Source organism: Gemmatimonadaceae bacterium, assembly GCA_020851035.1.
Lineage (GTDB): Bacteria > Gemmatimonadota > Gemmatimonadetes > Gemmatimonadales > Gemmatimonadaceae > JACMLX01.
The window spans coordinates 285,906-304,207 of record JADZDM010000025.1 but is presented as its reverse complement, the minus strand read 5'-3'; the positions used below and the strand labels follow the sequence as shown (position 1 = coordinate 304,207).

At 71.0% G+C, this 18,302-nt stretch carries 12 protein-coding genes; 6 read left to right on the top strand and 6 right to left on the bottom strand.

Annotated features, from left to right (window positions below):
• Positions 1-18: 18 nt before the first annotated feature.
• Positions 19-2,424 (bottom strand): EAL domain-containing protein, encoded by a 2,406-nt coding sequence (locus IT355_18630; GenBank protein MCC7055295.1) that lies wholly within the window; start codon positions 2,422-2,424, stop codon positions 19-21.
• A gap of 218 nt (positions 2,425-2,642) precedes the next feature.
• On the opposite strand from IT355_18630, the gene IT355_18625 reads away from it, so the two are divergent.
• Positions 2,643-5,612, top strand: a complete 2,970-nt coding sequence (locus IT355_18625) for a S9 family peptidase (GenBank protein ID MCC7055294.1) — start codon at positions 2,643-2,645, stop codon at positions 5,610-5,612.
• A gap of 199 nt (positions 5,613-5,811) precedes the next feature.
• Here the strand turns inward: IT355_18625 and IT355_18620 are convergent, their stop codons facing one another.
• Entirely contained in the window at positions 5,812-7,632 is a 1,821-nt protein-coding gene (locus IT355_18620; protein ID MCC7055293.1) for an amidase, read from the bottom strand.
• A gap of 283 nt (positions 7,633-7,915) precedes the next feature.
• On the opposite strand from IT355_18620, the gene IT355_18615 reads away from it, so the two are divergent.
• Together IT355_18615 and IT355_18610 are read left to right on the top strand one after the other, a co-directional pair.
• Positions 7,916-9,445 (top strand): L,D-transpeptidase family protein, encoded by a 1,530-nt coding sequence (locus tag IT355_18615; protein ID MCC7055292.1) that lies wholly within the window; start codon positions 7,916-7,918, stop codon positions 9,443-9,445.
• A gap of 71 nt (positions 9,446-9,516) precedes the next feature.
• Positions 9,517-10,095 (top strand): hypothetical protein, encoded by a 579-nt coding sequence (locus IT355_18610; protein ID MCC7055291.1) that lies wholly within the window; start codon positions 9,517-9,519, stop codon positions 10,093-10,095.
• Positions 10,096-10,136: 41 nt separating this feature from the next.
• Here the strand turns inward: IT355_18610 and IT355_18605 are convergent, their stop codons facing one another.
• From IT355_18605 to IT355_18590, 4 genes are all read right to left on the bottom strand, one after another.
• Complete coding sequence (locus IT355_18605) at positions 10,137-11,036, bottom strand: hypothetical protein (GenBank protein ID MCC7055290.1); 900 nt, start codon at positions 11,034-11,036, stop codon at positions 10,137-10,139.
• A 2-nt stretch (positions 11,037-11,038) separates the two neighbouring features.
• Positions 11,039-11,719, bottom strand: coding sequence for a hypothetical protein (locus tag IT355_18600; protein ID MCC7055289.1), 681 nt, complete (start codon positions 11,717-11,719; stop codon positions 11,039-11,041).
• A 177-nt stretch (positions 11,720-11,896) separates the two neighbouring features.
• Positions 11,897-12,103, bottom strand: coding sequence for a cold shock domain-containing protein (locus IT355_18595; GenBank protein MCC7055288.1), 207 nt, complete (start codon positions 12,101-12,103; stop codon positions 11,897-11,899).
• A gap of 273 nt (positions 12,104-12,376) precedes the next feature.
• Positions 12,377-14,119: a M28 family peptidase gene (locus IT355_18590; protein MCC7055287.1), complete on the bottom strand. Its 1,743-nt coding sequence runs from the start codon at positions 14,117-14,119 to the stop codon at positions 12,377-12,379.
• Positions 14,120-14,525: 406 nt separating this feature from the next.
• Here IT355_18590 and IT355_18585 point away from each other — a divergent pair, with 406 nt between their 5' ends.
• The 3 genes from IT355_18585 (at position 14,526) to IT355_18575 (ending at position 18,214) form a co-directional block, all read left to right on the top strand.
• On the top strand, positions 14,526-15,572 hold the full coding sequence (locus tag IT355_18585; GenBank protein MCC7055286.1) for a hypothetical protein: 1,047 nt from the start codon (positions 14,526-14,528) through the stop codon (positions 15,570-15,572).
• Positions 15,573-15,584: 12 nt separating this feature from the next.
• A complete protein-coding gene (locus IT355_18580; protein MCC7055285.1) occupies positions 15,585-17,690 on the top strand; it encodes a TonB-dependent receptor in 2,106 nt (701 codons plus the stop codon).
• 134 nt (positions 17,691-17,824) lie between these two features.
• A complete protein-coding gene (locus tag IT355_18575; protein ID MCC7055284.1) occupies positions 17,825-18,214 on the top strand; it encodes a nuclear transport factor 2 family protein in 390 nt (129 codons plus the stop codon).
• Positions 18,215-18,302: the final 88 nt, after the last annotated feature.

The following is an 18,302-nucleotide window of genomic DNA, read 5'->3' as shown; positions in this document are numbered from 1 at the left end:
GCGGAGCGCGCCCCGCCCTCACGCCGAGGCGGTGTGTGCATCCGGCTCGACCACGCGCAGTGGCACCGGGCGCCATCCTTCCACGAACGCTGTGACATCCCCCGCCGGCAGCGGACGGCTCACCAGGAACCCCTGGAATGCCGCGCAGCCGCGCTCCCGGAGCATCTCGGCCTCCACCGGGTGCTCCACGCCCTCGGCAATCGTGCGCATGCGCAGGGCGCGCGCCATCGCCAGGATCGTCTCGACGATCACCTGCGCCTCACCATCGCGGGACAGGTCGCGCACGAAGCTGCGGTCGATCTTCAGCGTGTCGAACGGAAAGCGCCGCAGGTAGCCGAGCGCGGAGTAGCCGGTGCCGAAGTCGTCGAGCGCCGTGCGGAAGCCGAGCTGGCGCAGCTTGCGCAACGCGCCCACCGCGCCGTCGGCATCCTCGATCAGCGCCGACTCGGTCACCTCCAGCTCCACGCGCGACGGCTGCAGGTCCCCCGCCGCCGCCGCAACGCGCTCCACGAACCCCTCGCCGGTGAGCTGCGTCGCCGAGACATTGATGCTGACGCTCACCCCGCGCGGCCAGTTCGCCGCCTCGGCGCACGCGGTGCGCAGCACCCAGTCGCCGATCTCGTGCATCATCCCCGTCGCCTCGGCGATCGGCACGAACTCCTCCGGGGACACCGACCCGTGTTCCGCATGCTCCCAGCGCAGCAGCGCCTCGAAGCCGCTGATGTGCTGGTCCTCGGCGTCGATCTGCGGCTGGTAGACGAGCCGGAACTCGTCGCGCTCGATCGCCCCGAGCAGCGCCTGCGACAGTGCCAGGCGACGCCGGCTGGTGTCGGCCAGCGCCGCGTGGAAGAGGCACCAGCGATGGCCGCCCGCGTCCTTCGCCGCGTACAGCGCCAGGTCGGCGTGGTTCAGCAGCGTGTCCACGTCGTGGCCGTCCGCCGGGGCCAGTGCCACGCCGATGCTCACCCGCAGCTGCTCCGGCTGGCCGAGGACGTCGCACGGCTCGTCGAGCGAGGCGAGCAGGCGGTCGAGCAGCGAGCGCACTTCGTCCTCACCAGTCGCACCACGCAGCACCATCGCGAACTCGTCACCGCCCAGTCGCGCCACCGTGTCGCTGCGCCGCGCCGCGGCCAGCAGCCGCTGGCCGAAGATGGCCAGCAGCCGGTCGCCGGCCGCGTGGCCGCGGCTGTCGTTGATGCGCTTGAAGTCGTCGAGGTCGAAGCAGACCACCGCCAGCGGCCCGACCGGGGCGGGCCCCTGCAGCAGCGTCTGGAGCAGCTCGCGGAACTGGTGGCGGTTCACCAGGCCGGTGAGGCTGTCGTTGTTCGCGAGCCAGCTCAGCTTGCGGAAGGCATCGTGCTTGTCGGTGATGTCGGTGGCCACCCCACGCCAGCCGGTGACCTGGCCCAGCTCGTCGAAGAGCGGCCGTGCGCTGAGCGCCCACCAGGTCCGGCGCCCCTCGTGCGTGATCGAGACGTGCAGGTCGCGGAACGCACGGCGGTCCGTCACGTGCGAGCGCAGCGCCGCCCACTGCGTCACACCGGTGTCGTCGTCGGGCATGCGACGGCGCAGCACCGCCCACGCGTGTGCCGTGGCCAGCCGCTCCGCCGTCACGCCGAGCACCTGCGCCAGGCGCACCGAGACGTGCGCGAAGCGTCCCCGCGCATCCAGTTCCCAGAGCAGGTCGCTGGCGTGGTCCTCGAAGTCCTTCAGCAACAGCCCGATCACCTCGTTCTGCCGCTCGGCGTGCGCCTCGGCCACCAGCCGCGCGCCGATCGTCTTCGCCATCGTCCAGACACTGTGGATCACGATGCCGCAGTACGCGAAGAGCAGCAGCGAGAACAGGTGCGCGTACTCGAGCCCCGAGTACCAGAGTGCGATGACGGACCCCACGCCGATGCACACCACGTAGGACGTGGCCGCCACCGGCACGCTGGTGAGCGCGAAGCCGCCGGCGCAGATCATCCCGGTGACCACCAGCCCGACATAGAACTTCGAGTCGATGTCGATCACGGGGAACAGCAGCGCCGGCAGCAGGCCCCACACCGCGCCGAGCAGGCCGGCCTGGATCGCCGCGTGGCGCAGCGCACGCCGCGAGGCCGTGGCCCGTTCCGCCCTGGCACGGCTCTGCACCCAGCCGCGCACGCCCATGTACGCCATGATCAGGATCGTCAGCGACCAGGACGCGATCATCGTCGTCGGCGCCGTGTCCCACACCGAGAAGTCGATCACCACGACGTTGAGCACGTTCACCGCCATCGCCAGCGGCGTGAGGCGCAACAGCGCCTCGAGCTGCCTGGCGCGGAAGCGCCGCGCGTCCGACTCATCGGCCTCGTAGGCGCGGAAGAACCGGCGCACCGTCCCGACGAACCGGGCGGGCAGCAGCGGCAGCGGCAGCGCGGGGCGACGTCGGGACTGGGGCATTGCGGAGGGCGTGCGGTGGAAGAGCCGGTGCGGCGCGGACGACGGCCGGCCTGGGACTGGCCCGCTCCGGCACGGCTCGCGGTGCTCCGGGCATGACGACCCCGCCGCAGCGCGGCAACCCATTCCATGGCACACCGGGCGGCGTTCCGGGGCGCGCCCTTTGACCCCGGCGACACCCGGGACGAGCTTTGCCGGACCCCCCGCCCCGGAGCCCACGCATGACCAGGTGTTTCCCAGCGCCACGCCGCACCATCCTCGCGCTGGCCGCCACACTCGCCTGCCTCGCCACCGCGCCGGGCGCGGCGGCACAGGCGCCTGGCGTGGCCGGCAAGCGGCCGCTGACGATGGAGGACCTCCTCTCGTGGAAGGGGATCCGGTCCCCGGCGCTCTCCAACGACGGGCGATGGATGGCCTACATCCTCGCCCCGAACGAAGGCGATGCCGAGTTCGTGGTCCGGGGCACGGCGGCCGGCGCCACCGAGACGCGCGTGCCCATCGGGGAACCGCCGGCACCGGTGGGGTTCGGCGGCGGGGCGGCGCCGGTCGTCATCTCCGGCAACAACCGGTGGGCGGCGTACACCATCTACGCCAGGGCCGACAGTGCCAAGAAGGCGCGCCGCGACCGCCGCACGCTGCCCACGCGGGTGGGCGTGATCGAGCTGGCCACCGGCGCGAAGCGTGAGTTCGAGCGCGTGCGGAGCTTCCGGTTCGCGGGCGACCGCTCGAACGTGCTTGCCCTGCAACTCGCGCCGCCGGACGCGCCAGCCGGCGCGACACCGACCGCCACGCCCCCAGCCGGGGGCGGCTCGGTGGTGATGCTGGTGGACCTCGCCGGTGGCACGCCGGTCACGCTGGCCGGCGTGGGCGAGTTCAGCTTCGATGAGTCGGGGCAGTTCCTGGCCTGGACCACCGATGCGCGCGACCAGCTCGGCAACGGCGTGCAGGTGCGCGAACTCGCCAGCGGCATCGTGCGTGCGCTGGACGGCGAGAAGGCGCAGTACCGTCGCCTGACGTGGGCCGACAGCGGTGATGCGCTCGCGGTGGTGCGTTCGGTGGCCGACACGGCCGCACGCGACACCATCAGCACGATCCTCGGCTGGACCCACCTCGGCACGCGGGCGCCGGTCAGTGTCACGATCACGGACCGCAGTGCGGGAATGTCGGCGGGGCTGATCGTGAGCGCCGATCGAGCGCCGAAGTGGAATGACCAGCAGACGGTGCTCTACTTCGGGCTCCGCGAACCGCGCCCCGCCCTGCCCCCCACGAACGCGGCGCCGCTGGCAGGTGGCGGGAGCGCGCCCGCGCCGGGTGCCGGGGCCGGCGGGCAGGTGGCGCCGGCGAAGCAGGACGAGGAAACCCCGTCGCTCATCCTCTGGCACTGGAAGGACCCGCGGCTCCAGAGCCAGCAGCAGGTGCAGGAAGCCGCGGACCGCAGCTTCAGCCACCTCGCGGCGTGGCACGTGGCCACCCCGAAGGTCGTGCAACTCAGCGACGCGTCGGTGCGCACGGTGGGCGTGGGCTACGGCGATCGCTGGGCGCTGGGCGCGGACCTCACGCCGTACGAGCGCCAAGCCAGCGTGGACGGACGTCAGCTGCGCGACCTCTATGCCATCGATGTGGTGACCGGCGCCCGCACGGTCGTCGCGAAGGGCATCCAGAACCCCGGCGGCAACCTGGCGCAGCTCATCGCACCGGATGGCCAGCGCGCCGTCTGGTACGACGACGGCAAGTGGAGCGTCCACGAGTTCGCCACGCGCACCTCGCGGGTGGTGACCGCCGCGATCCCCGTGGCCCTCTGGGACGACGAGGATGACCACAACGTCGTGAAGCCTCCGGCGGCCCCGCCGCTCGGCTGGTCCCGCGATGCGCGGTCGGTGTTCCTGCGCGACAACTGGGACGTGTGGCGCGTGCCGGTGAACGGCGGCGCGCCCGTGAACATCACGGGCAATGGCCGGGCCACCGGCACCCGGTATCAGGCCCGCGCGGCCGTGATGCCGCGCGAGCGTGGCATCGACCTGGCGATCCCGCTCTTCCTCGAGACGTATGGTGAACGCACCAAGCAGGAGGGGCTGGTGGCCGTCGATGCCGTGCGCGGCGGCGTGCGGGTGATGTCGCGCGAGGATGCGAAGGTGGACTACCGCCGGGCGCGTGACGCCGACACCTGGGTCTACACGCGCCAGAGCTTCGTGCGCTTCCCCGACTTCTACGCCGCGGACGGCGGGCTGCGCAACGAGCGCCGCCTCACCGATGCCAACCCGCAGCAGGCGGAGGTGGCGTGGAGCGCGGGCGCCCGGCTCGTGAGCTACAAGTGCGACAACGATGGCGACAACCTGCAGGGCGCCCTCTTCCTCCCGGCGGGATACGAGGAGGGCAAGCGCTATCCCACGCTCACCTACATCTACGAGAGGCTGTCGCAGGGCTTCCATGCCTACGCGCAGCCCAACGCCACGCGCTATGCCAACCCCAGCGTGTACACCTCGCGTGGCTACGCGTACTTCATGCCCGACATCACCTACAAGCTGGACGATCCCGGCCGGTCCGCCGTCTGGTGCGTGGTGCCGGCCGTGAAGGCCGCCATCGCCACCGGCATCGTGGACAGCGCGAGCGTCGCGCTGCAGGGGCACAGCTGGGGCGGGTACCAGACCAGCTTCATCGCCACCCAGACCACCCTCTTCAAGACCGCCATCGCCGGCGCGCCGCTGACCGACATGGTCTCGATGTTCAGCTCCGTGTACTGGAACTCCGGCAGCACCAACCAGGGGATCTTCATTTCGAGCCAGGGGCGCTTCCGCTCCAGCTACGCGAAGGACCCCGACGCCTACCTGCGCAACTCACCGAACCGCTTCGCGAACAACCTGAGCATCCCGTTCATGATCCTGCACAACGACCGGGATGGCGCGGTGGACTTCAACCAGGGCATCACCTACTACAACACGCTGCGCGAGCTCGGGAAGGACGTGGTGCTGCTGGAGTACGTGGGCGAGAACCACGGCCTGGCGCGTCCCATCAACCAGAAGGACTACGCCGTGCGCATGCAGGAGTGGTTCGACCACTTCCTGCAGGGCAAGCCGGCACCCGACTGGATGCTGGAGGGCGTGCCGCGCCTGCGCATGGAGGAGCACCTCCGCGCCCGTCGCCCGCTGCTGGACCCGAAGGCGAAGAGCGAGGTGAAGAAGGTCACCATGTGACGGAACGGGGGCGCTGTCTCAGCATCGGGGACACTGTTTTCAGTGTCCCCGATTTGTTTGGGTGCACGACACAACGACGGGGACACCGAATACGGTGTCCCCGTCGTCATGTCCCCGTCGTCATGTCCCCGTCGTCATGTCCCCGTCGTTGTGTCCCCGTCGATGAGTCCCCGTCGTTGTGTCCCTGTTGCTGCAGGCGTCAGAGTGCCGGCCGCTTCGTGTGGACGTCCGTGTGCGACTGGAACTGGTGCGCCACCGAGAGGATCTTGTCGTCGTCGTAGAGCGCACCCACGATCACGGCGCAGATCGGCTGTGGCGCGAGTGCCAGCGGCGCCGGCGCCGCGGCGCCCGCCGGCCGTGCCCCGGCGTTCCCCTGCACCGGCACGCCGATGCGGTACGGCACCACCACGCACGGGTGGCCCGTCTGCGCATTCGCCGCCACGTCGGCGGCCGGCGCCGCGATGAACATGTCGAGGTCCTTCATGAATGCGCCCCACGCACTCACGAGCATGTATCGCCGCCGCTGGTTCTGCAGGAACTCGAAGCCGCGGACCGTGCGCCCGTTCACGAACCGCGGGTTCCAGTCGGCCGGCGCCATCGGGTTCGCCGGTGCCCCTGTTGGCGCAACGGGCGGCGCTGCGACCGGCGCCGTGCCGGGCCGCGGCGGCTCCGGCAGCGCGGTGAGATCGAGGCCGATCTCCGCCGCCTTGCGCTGCACGTACGCATCGAACGCCGCCGCGTACTCCACGTTCAGACCCCCGCCGGCCAGGCCCGCCACCGTCGGCCGCGCACCGATCGGCCGCGGCACCATCCCCAGCGACTTCAGCCGCTCCACGAACTCCACCGGCGCATTCGGGTCGACCCCGATCCGCAGCGAGGCGAGCGCGATGCTGCGGCTGAACTGGAACGGCGTGGTGATCGTCGACGGATCCTTCTCATCCGAGCCGTGGATGGAGTTGAAGACCATCGCGCAGTCCTCCACCGTGCGGCAGATCGGCCCGACACGGTCCTGCGACCACGCCAGCACCATCCCTCCCTGCCGGCTCACCCGGCCGAAGGTGGGACGCAGCGCACTCACACCGCAGCGGATGGCCGGCGAGACGATGGACCCCTGCGTCTCGGTGCCGATGCTGAAGGCGACGCAGCCCGCCGCCGTCGCCGACGCCGGACCCGCCGACGAGCCGCTCGACCCCTGCGCCAGGTTCCACGGATTGTTCGTGCGCCCGCCGAACCACTGGTCGTTCTGCGCGAACAGCCCCGTCGACAGCTTCGCGATCAGCACCGCGCCGGCATTGCGCAGCCGGATCACCACCTCGGCATCCTCGTCGATGATCCGGTCGCGGAAATCCGCCGCCCCCCACGTGGTCGGCGCGCCCCGCGTGCTGAAGAGGTCCTTCACCCCGTACGGCAAGCCGTGCAGCGGACCGCGATACCGGCCGGCACGCAGCTCGGCATCGGCCTGCGCCGCCTCACGCCGTGCCGACTCCTCCATGATCGTCACAGCGCAGCGCAGCGTCGGGTTCAGCCGCTGCAGCCGCGCGAGGTAGTGGTCGGTGAGTGCCACCGACGTGATCCGCCGCTCACGGATCAGCGCCGCGAGGCGATGCGCCGGGAGGAAGCAGATGTCATCGGGAGCGGTGGGCACCGCGCCGGTGAACCGTGGCACCGTGAACAGCGCACGCTCGAAGGCGGCGCGACCACGCTCCCGCACCAGCTTCTCCAGCAGCGCCCCCGTGCCCCCATGGTACGGCTGGAACTGCAGCGCCGGCGCCTCGCCGTTGCCCAGCGCCACGGCCGCCTGCTGCAGACTGAGCGGTGCCATCGCACCCAGCCGCGCGACGCCGCCGGCGGCCAGGGCGCGCTGCGCTTGCACCGCGCTCGCCCCGAAGGTCGACGCCGCAGCCGTCACCAGCGAGTAGAACAGGAACTCGCGCCGGCCGACCCCCGTCCCCTCCTCATCGTGGCCCGCCGCGACGAGGTCGAGGTGCAGCTGGTCGAGCAGTTCTTCCGGTGTCGGCACGGTCGTTCTCCAGGGCGTGGACAGGGACGGCACGCACGCACCCGCACGGATGCGCACACCGCTGACATAACAGGGCCGCCTGCACGCTCGCACCGCGACGACGCGTCCGCCAGACCCTCGTGCCCGTGCCTCGACGGACACCATCGCGCCGGCACCGATCTCCCCGCCGATGCAACCGGCATTCATACCAACGGTCAATATCGCGCGCGCGTCATATGGACCATTCTCAGTCGAGGGTCAGCATCCTGTCCGGGTGCAGCCCGATTCGACAGGTGGTGTCTCGATGCGCGCTGCAGCACGAATGCTGGTCACGGTGGTGCTCCTTGCCGCCACGCCTGCGGTCCCGCTCGCCGCGCAGTCCGCCGTGGCTGTTCGTGCGGGGATGCTGCGTGATCGCTCCACGGTCCCGCTGGCCACACTGGAGGCCACACGATCGGGCACGCGAGACGCGGCGGCTGGTGGCGTGGATCTCGCCACCTCGCTGTCTCGCGCATACGACCGGCGCGGGCATGCGCCGATCTGGCTCCGCCAGGACGCGATCACCGACGAGGCGCGTGCGATGCTGCACGCGATTTCCGGTGTCGCCGCACGCGGCCTCGATCCGGAGCACTACGACAGCGCGTCGCTGGCGACTCTCGTCGCCAGCGGGCTGACCACCGCGGAAGAGCGCGCCGCCTTCGACGCGCTGCTCAGCGCGGCGACACTGCGCCTGCTCCATGAGCTGCGCACCGGGCGCGTGGCGGCGAGTGACGCTCACCTCACGCTGTCGCTCGCCCCGGATTCCACCGACCTCGCTGCCGTCCTCCTCGCGATCGCCGGGTCCACCGCCCCGGAGACGCTCCTCGACGCGCAGGAACCGCCGCACGCGGCCTATCACCTGCTCAAGCAGGCCCTTGCCGGCTACCGCGATCGCGCGAGCCTCGATGCCGCGTCACAGGCGCAGGCCTCGCGCATCGTCCTCGCCATGGAGCGCTGGCGCTGGCTGCCGCGCCGGTTCGCCGCGCCGCCGATCTTCATCAACATCCCCGCGTACCGCCTCGAGGCGTGGCGCACCAGCGAGGACGCCAGCGACGCGCTGGTGATGGATGTGGTGGTCGGTGACGCGCTGCGCCACCGCACGCCTGTGCTCGCCGATTCCGTCAGATTCATCGAGTTCGCACCCTATTGGAACGTGCCGTCGAGCATCGCGAACGAGGAGCTCGTGCCGGTCGGCATGCGCGATCCGTACCTGCTGACGCTGAACCACTACCAGATCCTCGGCGCGCGCGGCCGGTTACTGCCGATGACCCGTGCATCGGTCCAGGCCGTTTCCGCCGGCCGGGCGTCCATCCGTCAGCTCCCCGGCGGCACCAACTCGCTCGGTCGCGTGAAGTTCCTCTTCCCGAACCGCTTCGACGTCTACCTGCACGACACGCCTGTGCAATCCGGCTTCGCACGGATCCGCCGTGACCTCAGCCACGGCTGCATCCGCCTCGCCGATCCGGAAGCACTCGCGCGGCTCGTCCTCCGCGGCGTGGCGGGCTGGGACTCCACCGCCGTGCGCCGCGCCATGGCGGGCCGGACGCCGACGCGCGTCGACCTGGCCGCCCCGGTGCCCGTCTACCTGCTCTACGTCACCGCCGAGGCGCGCGCCGATGGCAGCGTGGCCTTCCACGACGACATCTACGGGTACGACGACGAGCTGCGGGGGCTGATGGTGCGGGGGCGCGCACATGGACCTCCGGCGGTGATCGCGACCGCCCCTGATGGCAGTGGCGCCGAGACGGTCGGCACCGGGCACCCCGCCGGCGGGCTGCCCCCAGGCCACCGCTGAGGCGACGGGGTGGCAGCGGGGTATCTTGTCCCTGACCTGTCACCACGTTCCCCCCGCCGGGAAGAGGGCCCATGCGAGTCGTCAACGTCCTGCTGCTGCTGTCGCTGCTCCCGCCCACGCTGGCCGCCCAGGGCATGGGGGGCATGGGTGGGATGCGCGGCATGCGCGGACCGATCAGCGAGAACACCGGTCGTCGCGGCTTGCCGAAGTTCGCCACCGCCAAGGAACTCGAGCGCTTCAACGCGGCCGATGCCCTGCTGCAGGACGCACGCAAGCTGAAGCTGACCGAGGAGCAGGTGGCACAGCTCACCACGCTCCGCGCCACGCTCTACGAGCGCAATGCCGACCTGCTGGTGCGGTACGACTCAGTCCGTCGCGACTACCACCCGCCGCGCAGCCTCGAGAATCCGAACCAGGGTGGCGGCGGTGAGCCGCCGAGCCAGGAAGAGATGATGCACCTGGGCGACCAGATGCGCGCCATGATGGCTGTCGCCGAGCAGCTCATGCTGCGGCGGCCGGAGCAGATCGCACTGTGCCTGGCACTCGTCGACGAGTCGCAACGTGAGAAGGCGAACAAGGTGCTCGAGGACCAGACCGACGACCTGAAGGACGCCGTGCCGCAGCGTCCCCAGAACGGCCGGCGGCGCTGACCCGCGTCACCGAGGGGGCACAGCGCCGGCCAGGGGCGGATTCAGAGCAGACGGTACTTCTTCCGCTCACCCCACCGGCGCCCGGTGAGTCGCTCGGCCGCGCGGCTCAGCACCATCTTCCAGTCCTTCGCGTTCCAGTCCGATGGCTTGAATACCGGCGTGAACTCCCAGTCCTGCGCGTCCACCAGCGGCCGCATGAGCGCCGGGTGTGAGCCGGTGAACGGGCGCAGGCCGTACATCTGGCGGAACGTGAAGGTGGGATCCTCGGTTTTCTCCTCGGTGGCGCCGTAGTACCAGTAGTGGAAGCGCGCCATCTTGCGCCCCATGCGCTCGGGACGCTTGGCCCAGCCGTAGTGCAGGATCGTGGCACCGCTGCGCACCACGCGCGGCTTGTGGTCCGCCACCATGAAGCTCTGCGCGTCACCGATGCTCCGCGCACCGATGCCGTTGCGGACGATGCGAACCTCGTTGCGGTACCAGTTGTGCGACGTGGCGATCACGCTGAACGACCCGTAGAAGTGCGTGTAGGCGAAGAGCAGCGCCTCCACCCGGGTGTCGTCCTTGAGGCGCTCGCAGGCGGCGCGGATCACCGGCAGGTCGTCCTCGTGCACCACCTCGTCGGCCTGCAGGTAGAAGCACCAGGTGCCGCGGCACATCGCCAGCGCCTCGTTCGTCTTCTCGGCCAGCATGTGGCCGCCGGTGTTCTTCGTGCGGTCCCAGACCGTGTCCACGATGCGGATCTTCGGGTCACCGATCGACGCGATCACCGCCCGCGTGTCGTCCTCGCCCGCGCCCACCGCCACGATGTACTCGTCCACGACCGGCAGGATCGAGCGGATGGCCTCCACCACCGGGTACCCCATCAGCACCGCATTGCGGATGACGGTGAAGCCCGAGACCAGCGGCCGGTCGGTGGTGTCGGGGGCCGTCACAGGTCTCATCGTCAGCTGGCGTTGATGTAGCTGCAGCCCGCTTCCTGCGCGCGCAGCGCCGCGAAGATGCCGTTCGGCTGCAGGATGACTCCCGGCACCAGCAGCGTCCGGGCGCGCTCGCGGGCCGCCGGCATCTCCAGCTTCTCGGCCTTCGCCAGCATCGAGGCCGCGCCGCCGAAGGTCCAGCCGCAGGCGAGCGCGATGCCGCCATCGGCGATGAAGTTCGGGAGCGTGAACCGGGCCTCGGACGGTGTGGCCGCCGCGGCGGCCGCGCCAACGGGGCTGACCTTCGCCCACTTCTTCCCCTGCGCGTCGCGCACCTGCCGTGCCTTCCCCAGGTTCACGACCGACCAGAACTCGTCGTTCATCGCCATGAAGAAGCCGGCGTGCCGCAGCACCACCACCGCAGTCATGTCGCTGCGTGCCACCCCGTAGACCTCCTTGTAGTGCTCGCACCACCAGACCGCGCGGTAGAGTGCCGCCCCGCCACTCAGCTCCGGGGAGTCGAAGACCGCCTTGTAGCGGCCCGTCACGCGTCCGGTCCAGCTCATGTCCCAGGTCTCCGCGACCGGCGGCGCGTGCGGTGTGGCATCCTCAGGCGACGGCGCGCCAGCCGCGAGACGCGACGGCATGCCGGCCAGCAGCGAGGTACCGCCGAGCCAGCTCAGGAAGGTGCGACGGGTGTGCGGCATGGAATGCGCGGCGGGAGTCGTGGATGGAACGCCGGTGACCAGCGCGCAAAATAGCGATGCCTCGGCCACCGGCGACACGGCGGGCTTGGCCGGCCATGCGCGACGCCATGTTCCCGGACGCACAAAAAAAGCGGGGCGCCGCCAAGTGGCGACGCCCCGCTTTCCGTGCGAAGAGACTTAGTGACCCGCGCGGGTCACGTTCTCGGCGGCCGGACCCTTCTGGCCCTGCACCATGTCGAATTCAACCGACTCGCCTTCGGCGAGCGTCTTGAAGCCGTTGCCCTGGATGGCAGAGTGATGCACGAAGCAATCCTTCTGGCCATCGGACGGCGTGATGAAGCCGAAACCCTTCGCATCGTTGAACCACTTGACTGTGCCGGACATGCGCATTGCAATGCTCCTGAAGTTTGTGCGGCTTTCAACCCGGAGCATGGCCTTTACGCCTGTTCCCGACAGATACTCACCACAACTTTCCCGCCAGATCCCTGGCGGATGGGTGCCTCCAACTGGGGGCACGTCCGGAAACATAGTGCAACGCGCGGCGCAATGCTTGGCTTTCCGGAAAATTCCCGGGAATCCCGGAATCCGGGGCGGACCGGCTCGGGGCGCCCCGCACCCGGCACCGTCCGGCCCGCCAGGACTCACCGGCGCCCGGGTTCAGTCCCGCAACGCGCGCAGGGCGTCCGCCAAGGCGGCGCGGACGCGGGCCCGGGCCTGGGCCACAGCATCCGCCGTTTCGGGCGCGGCGCCGCCGACCTCGATGTCCGCAGAAACCTCGAGCGCGCCGTCGTACCAGCCCGCCCAGGTCTCGAGGATGTCGGCCTCCGTGGCCATCGTCGAGCCCGAGGCCAGCGCCGCCCGCCCCTGCAGCGCCTCGGCGGCCAGGCGGGCCGCTGCGGCCTGCCCGACCTCCGCGATGATCCCACGCGCCATCCGGCCATCGGCACTCGTCAGCACCAGCGCACTCACCAGCGCCGACATCCCCACGTTCCGCAGCTCGTCGGCCGAGACCATCCCGATCCGGTCGCCGTCGGTGTGGTAGAACTGGTCGGTGAAGTGCCAGAACAGGAGCCCCGGCTTCTGCGCCTCCAGGAACGGCGTGTGGTCGCTCCCGCCTTCGAAGGGGTTCGCCCGCACCACCCAGCCGTTCGTCGCCGCCTGCTCCAGGCATCGCGCGAGCACGAAGTCGTTGAAGTAGTGCGGCGTGAGCTGCGCCTTCGTGATCGGGCTGCCGCCCCACTCGGTGTGCCGGTCCTCACCACGCGTCCAGATCGCGGAGGGATCGGGCATCTTCTCCACCAGGAAGGTGCCACCCGTCCGCTTCGTGTCCTCGCCGACCATGTCCAGCGAGAGCCCCCAGCGGATGTCACGGGCCCGCACGGAATCCTGCGTGATGTACCGTGCCGTGCTGCGGATCTCCAGGCCCCACAGCATCGTGATGGTGCGTGCGGGATCGATCGCGCCGCGCTGCAGCAACTGCGCGGCGACACGGGCCATCTCCACCTGCGCGCCGACACCGGAGGCGTTGTCGTTCGCCCCGGGCTCCTGCACATGCGCCGAGAACACGAACCGCTCCGCAGGGAGGCGCGCGCCGCGCACCTCCGCCACCACGGCCTGCTCCACGGCATCCGGCGTCCAGGTCACGCGGGTCTTCACGCGCACGCGCACGGCGCCACGCGCGAGGGCACTGCGCAGGCGCTCGTGCGCGGCGTACGAGAGCACGATGCCCCAGCCGCGGGCAACGGTGTCACGCGGCACGCCACCGAACTGGATCGACGTGCGATTCCGCTCCGGCTGCAGGTACGCCGGCAGCGCATACGCCAGCACGCCGACGGCGCCACGCTTCGTCACCGCCTCGGTGAACAGGCGCCCCACCCCGGCACGCGCCAGCACGATCTTCCCGCGGACGTGCAGGGAATCGAGCCGTGCGGCACTGCCGTCGCCCGCATCCACCACCTCCGCCGTCACACCACCGGCGGGTGTGGCCCAGGAGTTCGTTGCCAGCATGTTGCGGTTCGTCTCGAAACGCAGCACCGGCAGGCGCTCGCCGACGATCTCCAGCGAGGCGCCGGTCGGTTCCCAGGCCGGCGCCGCCATCGGGTACCGCTCCACGCGATAGGTGAGCCGGTCACCGGCCGCCGCGCGCGCTTCCGGCACGTATCCCGCGGCCTCGAGTCGCTGGACGATGTGGGCGATGCTGGCATCGAAGCCGCGGTTGCCGGGCCAGCGGACGAAGCGGTCCAGGTAGGCGACCGTCGCGAGCGCGCTCGTGCCGGAATAGGCCTCGCGCACGGCGGGCCAGAATGCCGCCGCCGGTGACACCGATGGGGCCTGGCCCGGCAACGGCAAGGCGCCGGTGAGGAGCGCGACGAGTGGAACGAGGGTGCGGTGTGCGCGCATCCGGTCACCCCTTCCGGGGCGCGCCGGGCCGCGCCGGCACCGTCGCGGCGGGCACCGGCTCCTCACGCTCGATCGGCCCCCAGTCGCGCTTCGCCTCGCCCCGGCGCGGCCCCGCCTTCGCGGGTGTCGGTGTCGCCGGCCTGGACGTGGGCTTCTTCCGGCCTTGGCCTGCCTTGCCACCCTTCATGAAGTGCCCCCCGGAGCGGTGCGTGGTCGTCTGCGCAGCACAGCGCGAAGGATAGCCCGTCGCCGCCCCGCCGGCACGCGCGCCCGCGCGCCACACTCCGTAGTGCTACGTACTGGCATCGCGGCATCCGTAGTCTTCCGAACTTGAGCCACACGCCGGCCATCTGCAGCATTGGCGCACAGGCAATTGCCTGCGAATCCCCTGCCGATCCTGCCGTCGATGACCGTCCTGCGCTCCTCCCTGCTCTGCGCGACCGCCGCGCTCGTCCTCGCCGCCTGTTCCGACTCCGCGGATCCCGTCGCGCCGGGCGCCGTCACGCCACTGGTGCTGAACGAGATCGTCACGGCCGGACCGCTCAACGCCAGTTCCACCGACACGCTCGTCTACTTCAGCTTCGAGTCGCGCACGCTCGTGCCGCGCACGGGTGAATGGGACATCGCCCTCCGCCGATACGAGGTGCGCGTCAACGGCGGCGTCACCGGGACCGGCGGCGTCACGGGCTACGGCCTGGGCAACAACACGACCGCCACTGCCGCCCAGGTGCTGGCCTTCACCAACACCAGCACCCTTGCCGCCTTCGACGCGGTGCGCGACGCGCAGATTCCGGCCGACACCGCCTTCAAGGCCGACCGCCTGATCCCGAACGCCAACGCCTTCCTCAACCTCGGCGCCGGCATTCCCACCGCCAACAGCGCCGCCTACTGGAAGGTGAAGACGGCCGGCGGCGGCTTTGCCCTCGTGCGCGTCACCGGCATCGTGTTCGCGGGCCGCGCGCTCACCTCGGTCAGCGTCGAGGTGCGCCAGCAGGCGGGCGCCACACTCGGCGCGCCGCAGGCGTTCACGATCGCCACCGGCAGCACGCCGGTCGCCATCAACCTGGCCAGCGGCAGCACGGTGACCGCCAACGGCTGCAACTGGGACCTGCAGGTCATCCCGTCGCTGTACGAGATCGTGGTCAACACGGCCTGCGCCGCCGGCACCTATCCCGGCCTCCCGACGCCGGGCTTCGCCGCCACCACCAGCGCCAGCGACGCCCCGCAGTACGCCGCCTACCTCTCCGTGCTCACGGGCCCCGTCCCGAGCTCGATCGAGGACGTGGCCGGGCCGTTCCGCTACGACCTAAATGGCGACCAGCGACTGTCGCCCAGCTTCAACACCTACCTGATCCGCAACGGCACCAGGACGTACAAGATGCAGGTGATCGGCTACTACGGCACGGCCGGCACCGGCGGGTTCCCGACGCTCCGCTACGCACGCATCCGCTGACGGGCGCGGCACATGTCTCAGCCGCGCCACGTCGCGACGCTCACGCTCCTGCTCGCGACGCTCACGGGGGCTCACGCCCTTCGCGCGCAGGTCGTGCGCGGTACGGTGGAAGGACGGGGGGCGCAGGCCACCGCGGTGATCGGCGCCGAGGTGACCGCGATCGCCAGTGGCCTCCGCACGCGCACGGACGAGCGCGGCCGGTTCAGCGTGCTGGCCGGCCCGGGCGACAGCCTCCGGATCCGCGCACTCGGCTTCCGCGAACGGCGCATCGCGGTGACGGGCACCCTGCTGCGCGTCCAGCTCGACGCCGTGCCCGCCATGCTCGACCGCGTCGTCACGACGGTCGGCCAGCGCGAGATCCGCGTCGGTGACTCGCCGGCCAGCGTGGCCGTGCTCACGCGCGCCGACATCGACGTGGCCGCCGCGTCGTCTGCCAACCAGCTGCTCCGCCGCCTGCCGGGACTGCAGGAAATCGCCTCACCGCCGGCGCAGACCTCGATCGCCATCCGCGGGCTCGACCAGTCGCGCGTGCTGGTGCTGGTCGACGGGGAACCGATGGCCGGCGCCATGACCGAGAATCGGGACATCGGCCGCCTCTCCACCCTCGCCGCGGAACGCATCGAGGTGGTGAAGGGCCCCTCGAGCGTGGAGTACGGCAGCGAGGCGCTCGGCGGCGTGATCAACCTCGTCACCGCGGCGCCGTCCGTGACCGGCCGCCTGGACGCCACGGTGCGCACCGGCGGGCTGGGACGCCGCGAGTCGAGCCTCGAGCTGAGCGACACCTATGGGCCCCTCGGTGTCCGGTTCACCGGCGGCTGGCGCGAGAGTGACCGCGTGACGGCCATCGATGCATCGGCCACGACCCTCGACCGCGTGTACGACTTCCGCAGCGACGCGCGGCTCCGCCTTGCCGAGCGCGTGCTGCTGCGCGGCGACCTCTCGTGGTCGCAGCAGCGCCAGCGCTGGCCCGTGGGCGCCGGCTTCAACGGCTTCATCGACAACCGCGCGCTGCAGGGGTTCGTCGAGCTGCAATCGTCCACCCTCGGCGGCCAGTGGCGCGCCCGCGTCTTCAGCCAGGGCTACACCTACCAGTTCCGCGAGGCCCTCGGCCTGCTGCCCGTGCGTGGGTCCGCCGACTCGCTCGAACAGCGGGAGCAGCTCACCCGCGCGCTGCTGGCCTACACCACCGCCATCGGCACGCGCTCGGGCTCGCACACGATCGATGCCGGCGCGCAGCTCTCGCGTCGACGCATCCGCTCACCGGGCAAGATCGATGGCGACGTGGCGGATGATCGCGTGGCCGAGCTCTTCGCCCGCGACGCCTGGGCGCTCGGCAGCGTCGTGCTCACCGCGGGCGCGCGGGCGTCCCGCAGTGGCATGTGGGGGAACGCGTTCTCGCCCAGCACCGGTGCCACCTGGCAGCCCGCACCGTCATGGCGGCTTCGCGCGAACGTGGCGCGCGGGTTCCGTGCGCCGTCGTTCAAGGAACTGCGCTACACCTTCATCAACGGTGCCGCGGGCTACCAGATCACCGGCAACCGCGACCTGCGTCCCGAATCATCGTGGAGCACCAGCACCGGCGTGACCTGGGCCCCGCGCAGTGACGTCACCATCGAGGTCGAGGCGTACCGCAATGCGCTCACGAACCTCATCGCCACGCGGGCCACCGGCGTCAATGCCGCCGGCCTGATCGTCTACCAGAACATCAACGTCGATCGCGCGCGCACGGCGGGGGTGGAGACCGGACTCCGCATCACGCAGGCCACGCGGGAGCTCGTCCTCGGATACGACCACCTCCGCGCCCGTGACCTCGCGACCGGCGCCACGCTCGATGGTCGCGCGCAGCACACCGCCCGCGCCGCCCTGTCGCAGCGGTGGCCGTCGTGGCGTGACCTGACCACCGATCTCGCGGCGCGGTACACCGGCAGCGCGCCACGCGGCACCGAGCGACTCGCGGGCTTCCTCTCGGTCGATGCGCAACTGCGCCTGCCGCTGCCCCGCGCCCTGGAACTGTCACTGGCCGCCACCAACCTGCTCGACGCCCGCCCCGCTGGCTGGACGGCAGCGTGGCAGCGGCAGCTCACGGTGGGGTTGCGCGGGCGCTTCCAGGGGAACTGAGGTCGCCGGCACGCCTGACGGCGAGCGCGCATGCCGGCAACCCGTTGCCGCGGCGTGACAGCGCCGGCATTGCGCGTGCCTTCCCCCCGCCCTAACGTCTGGCCGCTGCGCCAGACATTCACCCGGGGAGACCGATGACGAACACCGCACCGTTGGGCACGATGGAGGTGGCGAAGACGCTGGTCGACCTCTGCCGCCAGGGCCGGAACGACCAGGCGATTGCGCAGCTGTACTCCCCGGACGTCGTCAGTGTCGAGGCCGGGAGCCCCGAGCCCGGGGTTTCCCGCGAAGCGCGCGGCCTCGACGCCGTCGTCGCCAAGGGCACGTGGTGGGTGGAGAACCACATCGTGCACGACTCCAAGGTCGGCGGCCCGTGGCCACACGACGACCGGTTCATCGTCACCTTCACGTACGACATCACGCACAAGCCGTCCGGGCATCGCTTCGTGATGGAGGAGGCAGCGCTCTTCACGGTGGTGAACGGCAAGATCACGCGCGAGGAGTTCTTCTACAGCATGGGGTGACCTGGCTGGCGATGCGATCCCATGCGATGGCACGGGGTGGCACCGACGAGAGGAATACTCTCCGGTGCCGCCCCGTCGGGTGGCACAC